The sequence below is a fragment of the Rhodococcus sp. 05-340-2 genome (genome assembly GCF_002258915.1).
In the GTDB taxonomy this organism is placed as follows: Bacteria; Actinomycetota; Actinomycetes; order Mycobacteriales; family Mycobacteriaceae; genus Rhodococcoides.
This window is the reverse complement of the sequence record NZ_NOYU01000027.1, coordinates 827,510-838,897: the sequence shown is the minus strand read 5'-3', so window position 1 is coordinate 838,897 and position 11,388 is coordinate 827,510. Positions and strand designations below refer to the sequence as shown.

The 11,388-nt window shown below is 65.1% G+C and carries 16 protein-coding genes; 13 read left to right on the top strand and 3 right to left on the bottom strand.

Features of this window, described 5'->3' with window-relative positions:
• The first annotated feature begins 21 nt into the window (after positions 1-21).
• The 3 genes from CH271_RS28910 to CH271_RS18790 all read left to right on the top strand — a co-directional run bounded on the left by CH271_RS28910 (position 22) and on the right by CH271_RS18790 (position 2,859).
• Complete coding sequence (locus CH271_RS28910; protein ID WP_179274674.1) at positions 22-165, top strand: hypothetical protein; 144 nt, start codon at positions 22-24, stop codon at positions 163-165.
• A gap of 109 nt (positions 166-274) precedes the next feature.
• Positions 275-2,071 (top strand): acyl-CoA dehydrogenase, encoded by a 1,797-nt coding sequence (locus tag CH271_RS18795; RefSeq protein ID WP_094634451.1) that lies wholly within the window; start codon positions 275-277, stop codon positions 2,069-2,071.
• Between the two features lie 26 nt (positions 2,072-2,097).
• The gene (locus CH271_RS18790; protein WP_094634450.1) at positions 2,098-2,859 is read left to right on the top strand and encodes an SDR family NAD(P)-dependent oxidoreductase; all 762 of its coding nucleotides are present in this window, start codon (positions 2,098-2,100) and stop codon (positions 2,857-2,859) included.
• A 6-nt stretch (positions 2,860-2,865) separates the two neighbouring features.
• On the opposite strand, the gene CH271_RS18785 is transcribed toward CH271_RS18790, so the two are convergent.
• From CH271_RS18785 to CH271_RS28905, 3 genes are all read right to left on the bottom strand, one after another.
• Positions 2,866-4,128: a cupin domain-containing protein gene (locus CH271_RS18785; RefSeq protein ID WP_094634449.1), complete on the bottom strand. Its 1,263-nt coding sequence runs from the start codon at positions 4,126-4,128 to the stop codon at positions 2,866-2,868.
• Complete coding sequence (locus CH271_RS18780; protein WP_032398144.1) at positions 4,125-4,382, bottom strand: hypothetical protein; 258 nt, start codon at positions 4,380-4,382, stop codon at positions 4,125-4,127. The genes CH271_RS18785 and CH271_RS18780 overlap by 4 nt, the downstream gene beginning before the upstream one ends.
• Positions 4,383-4,485: 103 nt before the next feature.
• Positions 4,486-4,644: a hypothetical protein gene (locus CH271_RS28905; protein WP_170946016.1), complete on the bottom strand. Its 159-nt coding sequence runs from the start codon at positions 4,642-4,644 to the stop codon at positions 4,486-4,488.
• 44 nt (positions 4,645-4,688) lie between these two features.
• Here CH271_RS28905 and idi point away from each other — a divergent pair, with 44 nt between their 5' ends.
• The 10 genes from idi (at position 4,689) to CH271_RS18730 (ending at position 11,166) form a co-directional block, all read left to right on the top strand.
• The gene (gene idi / locus CH271_RS18775; protein WP_094634448.1) at positions 4,689-5,297 is read left to right on the top strand and encodes an isopentenyl-diphosphate Delta-isomerase; all 609 of its coding nucleotides are present in this window, start codon (positions 4,689-4,691) and stop codon (positions 5,295-5,297) included.
• Positions 5,298-5,323: 26 nt separating this feature from the next.
• Positions 5,324-5,959 (top strand): NUDIX hydrolase, encoded by a 636-nt coding sequence (locus CH271_RS18770; RefSeq protein WP_094634447.1) that lies wholly within the window; start codon positions 5,324-5,326, stop codon positions 5,957-5,959.
• Between the two features lie 61 nt (positions 5,960-6,020).
• Positions 6,021-6,623, top strand: coding sequence for a CDP-alcohol phosphatidyltransferase family protein (locus CH271_RS18765; protein ID WP_094634446.1), 603 nt, complete (start codon positions 6,021-6,023; stop codon positions 6,621-6,623).
• 104 nt (positions 6,624-6,727) lie between these two features.
• On the top strand, positions 6,728-7,525 hold the full coding sequence (locus CH271_RS18760) for a DUF881 domain-containing protein (protein WP_230596205.1): 798 nt from the start codon (positions 6,728-6,730) through the stop codon (positions 7,523-7,525).
• Complete coding sequence (locus CH271_RS18755; protein WP_252342135.1) at positions 7,522-7,950, top strand: small basic family protein; 429 nt, start codon at positions 7,522-7,524, stop codon at positions 7,948-7,950. Before CH271_RS18760 ends, CH271_RS18755 begins: the two co-directional genes overlap by 4 nt.
• 3 nt (positions 7,951-7,953) lie before the next feature.
• Complete coding sequence (locus CH271_RS18750) at positions 7,954-8,703, top strand: DUF881 domain-containing protein (protein ID WP_037189243.1); 750 nt, start codon at positions 7,954-7,956, stop codon at positions 8,701-8,703.
• 41 nt (positions 8,704-8,744) lie between these two features.
• The gene (gcvH, locus tag CH271_RS18745; RefSeq protein ID WP_037189244.1) at positions 8,745-9,149 is read left to right on the top strand and encodes a glycine cleavage system protein GcvH; all 405 of its coding nucleotides are present in this window, start codon (positions 8,745-8,747) and stop codon (positions 9,147-9,149) included.
• Between the two features lie 213 nt (positions 9,150-9,362).
• The gene (gene odhI / locus CH271_RS18740) at positions 9,363-9,860 is read left to right on the top strand and encodes an oxoglutarate dehydrogenase inhibitor Odhl (protein ID WP_032377955.1); all 498 of its coding nucleotides are present in this window, start codon (positions 9,363-9,365) and stop codon (positions 9,858-9,860) included.
• Positions 9,857-10,594 carry a transcriptional regulator FtsR gene (gene ftsR / locus CH271_RS18735; protein WP_037189245.1) on the top strand — a complete coding sequence of 246 codons (738 nt, stop codon included), beginning with the start codon at positions 9,857-9,859 and terminating at the stop codon, positions 10,592-10,594. Before odhI ends, ftsR begins: the two co-directional genes overlap by 4 nt.
• 98 nt (positions 10,595-10,692) lie before the next feature.
• Positions 10,693-11,166, top strand: a complete 474-nt coding sequence (locus CH271_RS18730; RefSeq protein ID WP_037189246.1) for a bifunctional nuclease family protein — start codon at positions 10,693-10,695, stop codon at positions 11,164-11,166.
• Positions 11,167-11,388: the final 222 nt, after the last annotated feature.

The window sequence follows — 11,388 nt, the reverse complement described above, 5'->3', positions numbered from 1 at the left end:
ATCAAAGGTAAGCATATGCCGATGAAGCTTCTTTCAATCGTGATGCTGCTCATAGTCCGGTTCGCCGTAAATGTCTGCCCTGCTGCGGCTTTGGACGTCCAACCGATCAACAGCCCGCAGGCCGGACGGTCTGTCGCGATGCTCGGCGTGGCCGGCGAAACGTGACTTGTATGGTGAGGAAAGTAGTCACGTGCGTCACAGCGCTCACGCAGGAGTGGAACCTCTACGGAACGACCCATGCGGCGGCGGTGCCCCCTCTCGATCGGAGAAGTGAATGTCGGACGTCCTCTCGCGACGCGACCTGGATTTTCTGCTGTACGAATGGCTGGACGTGGCGGCACTGACTGCTCGACCTCGCTTCGCGGAGCACTCGAAGGAGACCTTCGACGCGGTCCTCGACCTCAGTGCGGACATCGCCCGCAAACACTTCGCGCCGCACAACAAGAAGGCGGACGCGCAGGAGCCGACAATGAATGCGGACGGTTCGGTCGAGCTGATACCGGAAGTCAAGGAAGCGCTCGATGTCTATGCGTCGGCGGGTCTGATCGCCGGGCAGTTCGACGAATCGATCGGCGGCATGCAACTGCCCGCGACCGTCTCCCGGGCAGCTATGGCGTTCTTCCAGGCCGCCAACGCCGGGACGTCCTCGTACCCGTTTCTGACCATGGCCAATGCCAACCTGATCGCGACGTACGGCACGCCGGATCAGGTGCGTGACTATGTCCGGCCCATGCTGGACGGGCGCTGGTTCGGAACCATGTGTCTGTCGGAGCCGCAGGCCGGATCGTCATTGGCGGACATCACGACCAAGGCGGTACCGCAGGGCGACGGTAGCTTCCGCATCACCGGTACAAAGATGTGGATTTCGGGCGGAGATCACGAACTCACCGAGAACATCGTCCACCTGGTGCTCGCCAAGACCCCGGGAGGCCCTCCCGGTGTCAAGGGAATCTCGCTGTTCATCGTTCCCAAATTCCTCCCGAACGGCGACGGAGGTACAGGCGAGCGCAACGACATCGTGTTGACCGGCCTCAATCACAAGATGGGCAACCGCGGCACCACGAACACCCTGCTGGCGTTCGGCGACGGAACCCACTCTCCCGGTGGGCAACCCGGAGCAGTCGGCTTCCTCGTCGCAGAGGAGAACCGCGGATTGTCGTACATGTTCCACATGATGAACGAAGCCCGGATCGGCGTCGGATTCCTCGCGATCGCCCTCGGGTACGTCGGCTACTTGAAGTCGGTCGAGTACGCGAAGACCCGCACTCAGGGCCGACCGCTCGGCGCCAAGGATCCGGCCGCACCTGCGGTCGCGCTGATCGAACACGCCGACGTTCGTCGAATGTTGTTGGCGCAGAAGTCCTACGTCGAAGGTGCGCTGGCGCTCGGACTCTACTGCTCGCGTCTGGTCGATCATCAGGACTCGGCGTCCGACGATGCCGAAGCGGCGCGATCGACACTGTTGCTCGACGTACTGACGCCCATCGCCAAGAGCTGGCCGTCACAGTGGTGCCTCGAAGCCAACAGTCTCGCCATTCAGGTGCACGGCGGCTACGGATACACCCGCGACTACGACGTCGAGCAGCACTACCGCGACAATCGCCTCAATCCCATTCACGAGGGCACACACGGTATTCAAGGTCTGGACCTGCTCGGGCGCAAGGTGATCATGCAGGGCGGCGCGGGATTGGCTCTGCTGTCCGAACACATCGGAGAAACAGTCGAGCGGGCGCACGCTGCGGGCGGTGACGCTGCTCGGTACGCCGCCGAACTGCACGCACGCTTCGGCAGAATCGTCGAGGTGACCGCGGCAGTGTGGGGTACCGGCGACGCCGCTGTGGCGCTGGCGAACTCCACGGCCTACCTCGAGGCGATGGGGCACACGGTCATCGCCTGGATGTGGCTGGAGCAGTTGCTGGCGGTCGGCACGAAATCCGGAGACTTCTACGACGGAAAGCGTTCTGCAGCAAGATACTTCTACGTCTACGAATTGCCGAAGGTGGATGTTCAGCTCGATCTGTTGGCGAGGCTGGACCGCACCACCCTCGATATGTCACCCGCTTGGTTCTGAGTCGAAAACAAGGAGATTCATCGAACATGTCGATCTTGGACAAATTTCGCCTGGACGGTCGCGTCGTCATCGTCACCGGTGCATCCTCCGGACTGGGCGTGGCATTCGCCAAGGCAGCCGCCGAGGCAGGAGCGGATGTGGTGCTCGCCGCACGACGAGTAGACAAGTTGGCGCAGACCGCCGAGTTGATCGACAGCGTCGGAGGTCGGTCGATCACGGTCGCCACCGACGTGGTCGACCCCGATCAGTGCACCGCGATGGTCGAGGCCGCGATGACGGAGTTCGGAAAGGTCGACGTTCTGATCAACAACGCCGGGGTAGGCACGGCCTACCCCGCAACCCGTGAGACACCCGAGCAGTTCCGCTCGGTGATCGACATCAACTTGAACGGGTCGTACTGGGCAGCGCAGGCCTGTGGACGGGTGATGGCACCCGGCAGTTCGATTGTGAACATCTCGAGCATTCTGGGGCTGACCACCGCAGGCCTTCCGCAGGCGGCCTACAGCGCCAGCAAGGCAGCCATCATCGGCCTCACCCGCGATCTCGCGCAGCAGTGGGGCGCGCGAAAAGGCATCAGGGTCAACGCCATTGCGCCAGGTTTCTTCCAGAGCGAGATGACGGACTCGTACCAGCCCGGATACCTCGACTCGATGGCTCCGCGAATGATTCTCGGCCGCAAGGGCGATCCGGAAGAACTGGCCGCAACCGCGATTTGGCTCGCCTCGGACGCCGGGGGATACGTGACGGGTCAGACCATCGCCGTCGACGGTGGGATCACGATCACCTGACGGCTGTCACGGCACTGCCGGGACAGCAATCCCCTCGCGGATGAGTCTGCGCGCGACCACCAACGCGTCGTCGGTGTCGAGTCCGGGCAGCGCATCCAGGCGGCACGGTGCTCCCCGGGTCAGCAGGTCGAGAGCGTCCGCGCACTGGAGCGGCATCGTCACGGTCTTGGCGCGCACGATCACGGACACGGCATCGGCCGATCGCACGACGCGCGCGAACACACCGGGCCGAAGTCGGATCGAATCCTCGCCCCGCAACGCTCCCATCGCGGCGATGCTTGCCAGTGGGCGCACCGGTTCCGGTCGGACGAGATCGTCGTGACGATCTGCGACGCGTTCGGCCAGTCGACGTACTGCGTCGGGGTCTCGGCCGATCTCGTCGAGCGCCGCGCGCATGGCGTCCACGACTCGGTGGACATGCGGAACGATGGACTCCGGGTCGGAGTGGTCGAGGCCGGCGGGGAGGGGAGCACGCAGACTCTCGACGTCGCCCAGCGACTTCAGCACGTGGTGGGCGAGGTCGTAGTCGTTGTACGACGCCACTCCGATGGTCAGGTGCACGGTGGTGTCGCCGAGTGCTTGCGCCGAGTGGATCCACCCGCGCGGTAGGTAGAGCACATCGCCGGGCTCGAGGACGACGTCCAGTTCGGGGGTGCCGAGCGCGTGTGCTTCGACGGCCGACCGTCGGTCCGACCACGGTTGGTTGTTGAGCGGATGAACGTGCACCGGCGAGTGAATGCTCCACCGCTTGGTGCCCGCGATCTGCACGACGAACACGTCGTGCACGTCGTAGTGCGGCGAGAAGCCCTGCGACGCAGCCGGTGTCACATACGAGTTGACCTGCACAGGGTGGCCCAGCTCGCGGACGAGATCGCCGACGAAATGAATGAGCGGCGGCCACAGCCGGTGCAGGCCCTGCAGAACCAGCGTGTTCCCGGCCGCGAACGCCGCCAACACAGCGCCCGAATCCACCTGATCGGTCACCTCGGCTCCGAACCCGCCGGACGCCGTGAACTGCGTTCTGTCCAGCAGACGCCCGTCCTTGGCCATGCGCACGAACGGGGTACGTACACCGCGTTCGGCTATCAGCTCGTCCACCGAGTCGAGTGTCATCAGATCGTCGAACGATCCCGACAGCTCGGCGGATCGGGTGAGCTTGGGTGCGATTCCCCAGTGCTGGTCTGCGAACGTCCCGAAGTCGGTACCGGTGAGACGACGGAGCGCGGACCGATGATCCGATCCGCGCTCGCCGCTCGAGTCAGTGCTCAAGCGGTACCGTCCGCACCGCCGTCGTGTCCGTTGGGGTTGGATCCGCCGTCGGCCGGGCCCTCGCCCGCTCCGGCGGGGCCGTCTGCTCCGCCGTCGTGACCGTCGGGGTTGGATCCGCCGTCGGCGGGTCCTTCACCGGCTCCGGCCGGGCCGTCTGCTCCGCCGTCATGGCCACCGGGGTTCGATCCGCCGTCGGCGGGTCCTTCGCCTGCGGCTCCGCCCGTGGTGGTGATGTCGTCGTCGTTGATGCTCATCGAGGTCCTTCCGGTCGTGGAGGTTCGTGTGCCCGCGCAGCGCGAGAACATCGGAGGTATTGACGCAAACTCTGTTTCTCAAACAGCGGTGGCGTGGCGAATTTCAGGCAGAGTCATCGGCGATCTCGGGGGCGTTCTCCCGCGTCGCCATCCCGCCTCCGCCGCCGCCGTCCACAGGTCCTGGTCGGCCGCCTTTCGGCGTGTCCGATGTCTTTTCGGTCTCTGTCGGGTTCTCGTTGTCGGTGTTCTCGTCACGTCCCATGGTTCGACAGTAGACCGCCGCGGAGGCCGTGGGACCATGGAACGATGGATCGATCCCGAGCGCAGCACGTGGTGCTGCTGGACGACGAAGGCCGTGCCGTCGGTACGCATGACAAGACCACCGTCCACACGCAGGACACGCCCCTTCACCTCGCGTTTTCCAGCTACGTGGTGAGAGCGGACGGCGCTGTTCTTCTCACGCGCAGAGCGTCGAGCAAGACGACCTGGCCAGGAGTGCTGACCAATACGTGCTGTGGCCACCCGGCTCCCGGTGAGAAGCTCGACGACGCCGTACTGCGCCGAATCGGTGAAGAACTGGGCCTGCGTGCGCAATCCGCCGAGTTGGTACTGCCGCACTTTCGGTACCGCGCCGTCATGGACAACGGAATCGTGGAGAACGAGATATGTCCCGTGTACCGCGTGAGAGTCGACGAGCACGCGACACTCGATCCCGATCCGGCCGAGGTGGAGGAGACTCGATGGGTGTCGTGGCCCGAGTTCTCCGCGGGAGTGCTGGACGGCACCATCGACGTATCACCCTGGTGCCGAACGCAGGTGGAGCAGCTGACCGCTCTGGCCGACGAGCCACTCGGTTGGCCGGCGTCGCCGGACGATCTGCTTCCCCCCGCCGCCCGTCTTGCCGGTACTCACTGAGCTCCCCGGGCCTCTAGGGTCGTGCTGTGACTGTCGACGATTCCGGTAGGCCGAAAGAGGACCTGCTCGACCGGGCTTCCGTCGCGCGCGAACTCGCCCGTTTCGCCCATCGCACCGCCGAAGCCGACGGATTGCGCGCCGCTGCCGTCGCCGTTGCGATCGGTGGGCCGCCGGGGGACAGGCGGATGCTTCTGACGAGGAGGCCGGATCGGTTGCGCGCGCATCCGGGCCAGTACGCGTTGCCCGGCGGCGGTGTGGACCAGGGCGAATCCAGGATGCAGGCCTGTCTGCGGGAATTGGCCGAGGAGTTGGGGATTCGAGCCGATGAGACCGACGTGCTCGGCAGGTTGGACGACTACGTCACTCGATCCGGGTATGTCATCACGCCGTTCGTGGTGTGGGTCGGCGACTACTCGTCCTCGTTGCAGCCCAGCGAGGACGAGGTGGCCGAAGTGTTCGAGGTGACGGTCCACGAACTCGACGTCGACGCCCAATTCGTGTCGATTCCCGAATCGACGCGTCCGGTCATTCGATGGCCGTACCGATCCGGGGCCATCCACGCTCCGACCGGCGCGATCGTCCACCAGTTCCGTGAAGTGGCACTGCACGGTCGACACACCCGAGTCGCGGACTTCGAGCAGCCGGTGTTCGCGTGGCGCTAACGTGGCCGCAGGCCCGGGTGGGCAGACCACGACGAGCAGGACGAGAAGGAGGTGATCGCCGATGACGAACGATCGTGAGCTCGAGGTGTCGGATCGCATCGCGACCATCCCCAACCTGCTCAGCGCAGTCCGGCTGTTGGGCGTTCCTCTGTTCCTCTACCTCATGCTGGGCCCCCAGGCCGACGGGTGGGCGCTGGTGATCCTGCTCGTCAGCGGTGGAACCGATTGGCTCGACGGCAAACTGGCTCGCATGCTCGGCCAGGCATCGAAGCTGGGTGCCATCCTCGATCCGCTGGTCGATCGGCTCTACGTCGTCAGCACCCTGGTGGCGTTCGTTGTGCGCGGCATCATTCCCTGGTGGGTTGCAGCGATACTCATCGGGCGCGATGCCGTACTCGGATTGACGATGTTCGTCTATCGCCGCAGATCCCTCCCGCCTCCGGACGTCATCTACCTCGGTAAGGCCGCCACCTTCGTGGTGATGATCGCGCTGCCGGTCCTGCTGGTCTCCGCCGGCAGCAATTCGGTGGCCGACGCTGCAGGACCACTCGGATACGCGTTGCTGATCTGGGGCACGGCGTTGTACGTCTGGACCGGTCTGCTGTACCTCGGTAAAGCGATCGCTGTCGCGAGGTCAGTCGAGCCGACTGTGGCCGGCACCTGACGGTGGAGCCTGCGGAACGACCGGCCAGGTCAGGAGTGGAGCCTGCGGAACGACCGGAAAGGCAGGTCAGGAGGAATCCCGTCCCGTCGCTGCTGACGTCCTTGTTGACCGACCATCTGGACCCGGGATACGGCGCAGCGGCCGCCGAACGTACGGCGCAGCACACCCGCAAGCCGCGGGTACCTGCGGCGCTCTGGTTGTTGGGCGGTGCCGTCGTGGTCGGGGTGATCTTCGGTATCGCGTTCTCGCAATTGGCTTCCGGCGCCGACGTGGACCGTGCAGGTTCCGATGCGTCGGCTGCTGTCCGCGCCGCGCAGGATCGCAGTGCCGAATTGGAAGCGACGCAACAGGCTCTGGCCGAGCAGGTGTCCTCGGAGCGTGACAGAGCCCTGCAGTCCGATGTCTCGGGCAGTGCGTTGCTGGACCGGTTGAGCGCTGTCGAATCCGCCGCGGGCATCGATTCGGTGTCCGGTCCCGGGCTCTCGGTAGTCGTCACCGAACCGGTGGCCGAGGACGGCGCGTCGGATCGGTCGGTTCGCCGGGGTTCGGGCGCGGCCGTGCTCGATCGAGACATCGCAGCGATCGTCAATTCGTTGTGGGTGAGCGGTGCCGAGGCGGTGTCGGTGGACGGTATTCGCGTCGGACCGAACGTGACCATCCGGCAGGCAGGCGGGGCAATGCTGTTGGACAATCGTCCTATCGACTCGCCTTACGAGATCGACGCGATCGGGCCGCCGCAGCGCATTCAGGTCCAGTTCGTCGTCAGTGACGCCTATCTGCGGATGAGCACGGTGGCGCAGTTGTACGGCGTCGGATTCACGGTGCGCCCGGCAACCGATCTCGAGTTCGGTCCCGCCGCTGTGAGAGAGTCGTTCCAGGCAGAGGAGGCAGGCCCACGATGACGGAGCACGATCCACCGAATGCCCTACCGGCCGAGTCCGACGTGCCGGTGTCGGCGGACGCTCCGATCACCCCCACCCACGGCGTCTACGCCCTCGCCGCAATTGCCGCACTGATCGTCGGGGTCGTCATCGGCACGGTCGCGGGTCCTCAGGTTCCGGCCGTGGTTGCGCCCTACCTGCCGATCGCCGTCGTCGCGGCGATCGACGCGGTGTTCGGCGGTGTTCGGGCTTTCCTCGACGGAATCTTCGACGCGAAGGTGTTCGTGATCTCGTTCGTCTTCAACGTCCTGGTCGCGGCCCTGATCGTGTGGCTCGGCGACCAGCTCGGGGTGGGAACTCAGCTGTCGACGGCCATTGTCGTCGTCCTCGGAATTCGTATCTTCGGCAACGCGGCCGCTCTGCGCAGACGTCTGTTCGGTGCCTAGACCATGACGGCAGGCGGCGGTAGGCACGGATGGCGCGCGCGACGTCCCGATGCAGAGGGGCGAAGGCGCGGAGCGGCATTCGGTGTTCTCGCGCTCGCACTGCTGTGCGTCCTGGGAATCGGCCTTGCCACGCAGGTACGAGAGGCGAGCACCACCGATGGCCTGGAGAACTCGAGGCCCGAGGACCTACTGGTCGTGCTGGACACCCTGACCCGTCGCGAGGCGTCCATCCGGGACGAGATCAGCACCTTGCAGGCCACTCTGGCAACGCTGCGCGAGTCCGGTTCGGGATCGGAGGCCGCAGTGGCGGAAGCCCAGGAACGATTGTCCGCGTTGTCGATTCAAGTAGGCACCGTCGCAGCCCAGGGGCCAGGCGTGACGCTGGTGATCGAGGACCCGAGCTCGGGTGTGGGATCCGAGGTGCTGCTGGACGCCATGCAGGAACTGCGCGCCGCCGGTGCCGAAGCCCTCCAGCTCGAGGGCGGGGCAGATGCCGTCCGCATCGGCGTCGATTCGTGGATCGCCGGTTCCGCGGGTCGGGTGGTGGTCGACGGTCGAGAACTGCGAGCTCCGTACACCTTCACTGCAATCGGAGACCCGCCGACGCTCGCGTCGGCCCTGAACATTCCCGGCGGGGTCGTGGACACGGTGACTCGCAACGGTGCGACGTCGAACATCGCGCAGTCGGACCAGGTCACGGTGTCCGCCTTGCGGGACCCGCGCCCGCGTCAATACGCTCAGCCCGGTAACTGACCGCCCGCTCGCCCCGGGCCACGATCGAAGGGAATGCCGCGTTGAGCGACATCGACACACCAGCTGATCTGTACTACACCCCCGAGCACGAGTGGGTGCAGCGCACGGGGCCTGCAACGGTGCGCATCGGTATCACCGACTTCGCGCAGGCGCAGTTGGGCGACGTGGTGTTCGTTCAGCTTCCCTCGATCGGCGACACCGTCACTGCGGGCGAGTCTCTCGGCGAGGTCGAATCCACCAAGAGCGTGTCCGACGTGTTCAGCCCTCTGACCGCGAAAGTGGTTGCCGTGAACCAGGATCTGGACGGTGAACCGGAGAAGGTGAACTCGGGACCCTACACCGGAGGCTGGCTGATCGACCTCGAGGTTTCGACACCGGAGGAGTTGGACGCGGCACTGGCGCAGATGCTCGATGCCGCCGGATATGCTGACATCACGGCCGAGTGATCGGCCGGCTGTCGACACCAGCCAACAGGCCGCACGGCCCCCGCTGCGCAGGGTACGGTCGACACCGAGCGAATACCCTGTCGGGGCGAAGGTCCAGCAAGCTGTACGACGCTACGCAACACCGAACGCCAAGCAACACCTGATGTGAAGACCATGTACTGCGTTACCCGCGGCGTTCTCTGCCCCGGGTGAACGGACTGAGAAGGAGTAACGGTGAGCCAGAACGACAACGACAGCAACTACGGGGAGTCACCGGCAGAGACCACCTCGGTCTTCCGTGCAGATTTCCTGCAGGAGCTGGACAACTCCGCGGCCGCCCAGAGCACCGAAGCTCCGGTATCGGGTGTCGAGGGGTTGCCTGTCGGTGCCGCACTGCTCGTCGTCAAGCGAGGACCGAACGCCGGATCGCGGTTCCTGCTCGACCAGCCGACCACCTCGGCCGGTCGGCATCCCGACAGTGACATCTTCCTCGACGATGTCACCGTCAGCCGTCGGCACGCAGAGTTCCGGCAGGACGAGGACGACTTCCAGGTCGTCGACGTCGGCAGCCTGAACGGCACGTACGTCAACCGCGAGCCGGTCGACTCCGCTGTGCTGGCCAACGGCGACGAGGTCCAGATCGGCAAGTTCCGCCTGGTGTTCCTCACCGGACCGCGGGGCGGCAACGGATCTCAGGTCGGCGACGCGTCTGCGGGTGCAGGAAGCCAGTGACCGCCGTCGGGCAGCAGTCCAACGGGGGGATGTCGATTGGCTCCGTCCTCGATCGACTTCGGCCCGACTTTCCTGATGTCACCATCTCGAAGATCAGATTCCTCGAAGCCGAGGGGCTGATCTCGCCGGAGCGCACACCGTCGGGGTACCGGCGGTTCTCCATCGCGGATTGCGAGCGTCTGCGTTTCGTGCTGACCGCGCAGCGCGATCAGTACCTGCCGCTCAAGGTGATCAAGGAACAACTCGAAGCCATCGACCACGGGGTCGCCACCGTGGAGCGGGCCGATGCGTCGGTCAAGCGTCCGCGGTCGCTCACGGTTGCCGCGGGTGAGGTGTCCCCAGAGGAGTTCCTGCCCGATCGTGAGGTTCGTATCGCCAAAGCGGATCTACTCGCTCAGGCGGGGATCGACGATGCGTTTCTCACCGAGCTGCTGCGAGCCGGTCTGATCACCCCCGGGCAGGCCGGTTTCTACGACGACGGAGCCGTGACGCTCGCCCGAACGGCGCACGCGATGTTGCAGTTCGGTCTCGAAGTGCGCCACCTCCGCGCCTTCAAGCTGGCGGCGGACCGCGAAGCCGGCCTGGTCGCGCAGATCGCCGGACCCGTTGCCAAGGGACGAGACGCCGGTGCGCGCGATCGCGCAGAAGAAATGATTCGCGAGTTGGCCGCACTGTCCTTGACCTTGCACACCTGCCTGGTCAAAGCGGCGGTGCGCGGTGCACTCGATCGGTGACGCTCGCTCGCGTCGTTTCGAATTCCAATAGACTCGGCAGCGACGAGCTGAGCCAGTTTCAGTGCAGCCCGGATTTCTCGAGGTGAGAGGCAGACACGATGAGTGAGATGCGTGTGGTCGGTATTCGTGTCGAACAGCCGCAGAACCAGCCCGTGTTGCTGTTGCGCGAGGCCGACGGCGACCGGTACCTCCCGATCTGGATCGGTCAAACCGAGGCTGCTGCAATTGCTTTGGAGCAGCAGGGTGTGCAACCCGCTCGGCCACTCACCCACGATCTCGTCAAGAATCTGATCTCGGCACTGGGGCACCAGCTCAAGGAGGTGCGCATCGTCGATCTGCAGGAGGGCACCTTCTACGCCGATCTCGTGTTCGACAAGGACATCAGAGTCTCCGCTCGGCCGTCGGATTCCGTTGCCATCGCTCTTCGGGCCGGGGTGCCGATCTTCGCCGAGGAGCCTGTGCTCGCCGAAGCCGGGTTGATCATGCCCGACGAGCGCGAGGACGAGGTCGAGAAGTTCAAGGAGTTCCTCGAATCGGTCTCTCCGGACGACTTCAAAGCCACCGACGGGTAACAGAAGAGTCTCAACCTCAACTTTAGGTTCAGGTTTACGGCGCGTTGCGTTGAATCTGCACGATCGTCCCCATAACGTTCGTGCCAGTGAAGTTCATCGCCGCCGCTGGACCTATCCGGTGCAGTTCACGCCTCTTCGACACCTGTCGAGGCGTACTCTGGCCTGGTACACGGTATGACTTCACGCGAGTACACCGAGACATTTTCCAGTGTCTCGGACGGA